The sequence below is a fragment of the Micromonospora sp. NPDC000121 genome (genome assembly GCF_042899165.1).
Taxonomy (GTDB): Bacteria; Actinomycetota; Actinomycetes; order Mycobacteriales; family Micromonosporaceae; genus Micromonospora.
On the sequence record NZ_JBIAZP010000015.1, the window covers coordinates 149,545 to 150,908 of the forward strand.

Annotated in this window: 1 rRNA gene and 1 pseudogene; one reads left to right on the top strand and one right to left on the bottom strand. The window is 73.8% G+C overall.

Features of this window, described 5'->3' with window-relative positions:
* Positions 1–1,182, top strand: a pseudogene (locus ACFY23_RS29885) (hypothetical protein); the annotation flags it as partial.
* A gap of 91 nt (positions 1,183–1,273) precedes the next feature.
* Here the strand turns inward: ACFY23_RS29885 and rrf are convergent.
* A 5S ribosomal RNA gene (gene rrf / locus ACFY23_RS29890) occupies positions 1,274–1,364 on the bottom strand; the annotation flags it as partial.

A 1,364-nucleotide genomic window follows, 5' to 3' on the forward strand; every position in this document is an offset into this window, starting at 1 on the left:
ACGCTCACCGCCACGGAAGCCTTCGCGCTCGCCACCACGGAAGCCGCCCTCACGGCGCTCGCCCCCGCGGAAGCCACCCTCGCGACGCTCACCGCCCTCACGACGGAACCCACCGTCGCGGCGCTCTCCACCGCGGAAGCCGCCTTCGCGCTCGCCGCCACGGAAGCCGCCCTCGCGACGCTCACCGCCGCGGAAACCGCCTTCGCGGTCGCCCCCGCGGAAGCCACCCTCGCGACGCTCGCCGCCGCGGTACCCGCCCTCACGGCGCTCGCCGCCACGGAAGCCACCCTCGCGGTCACCGCCACGGAAACCGCCCTCGCGACGCTCACCACCGCGGAAACCGCCTTCGCGGTCGCCGCCGCGGAAGCCGCCCTCGCGACGCTCACCGCCCTCACGACGGAACCCACCGTCGCGGCGCTCTCCACTGCGGAAGCCGCCCTCGCGGTCACCGCCACGGAAGCCACCGCCTGGGCGGTCGCCACCCTCACGACGCTCACCGCCGCGGTATCCGCCCTCACGGCGCTCACCGCCACGGAAGCCACCCTCGCGGTCGCCACCACGGAAACCGCCCTCACGGCGCTCACCGCCACGGAAGCCTTCGCGGTCGCCACCACGGAAGCCACCCTCGCGACGCTCACCACCGCGGAAGCCACCCTCGCGGCGCTCACCGCCACGGAAGCCTTCGCGGTCGCCACCACGGAAGCCACCCTCGCGACGCTCACCGCCCTCACGACGGAACCCACCGTCGCGGCGCTCTCCACTGCGGAAGCCGCCCTCACGGTCACCGCCACGGAAGCCACCGCCTGGACGGTCGCCACCCTCACGACGCTCACCGCCGCGGTACCCGCCCTCGCGGTCACCGCTACGGAAGCCACCCTCGCGGCGGTCACCACTGCGGAAGCCGCCCTCACGGCGCTCACCGCCACGGAAGCCTTCGCGGTCGCCCCGGAAACCACCCTGGCGCTCGGCACCGTCACGACGGGGGGCGCCGGCCGCGCGGAAGTCGCCATCACGGGAACCAGACCGGTACCCGCCTTCGCGGCGGTCGCCGCCGGCGTAGCCGCCGCGCTGACCGCCCCGGTCATCCCGGTACGACGGCCGGTCGTCGCGGCGCGGGGCACCCTCGCGCCCACCCGCCCGGTCTTCGTAACGACGGGGACGATCTCCGCCCTGCGATCCTGAACTCACAGGTACATCCTTCCTCATTGCGCCACCTATGGCGCTACGCAGTCGAGGGCCGACCCGGATGGGGCGGCCCTCGACTGGAATGATTGTCCGGCGGTGTCCTACTCTCCCACACCCTCCCGAGTGCAGTACCATCGGCGCTGGAGGGCTTAGCTTCCGGGTTCGGAATGTAACCGGGC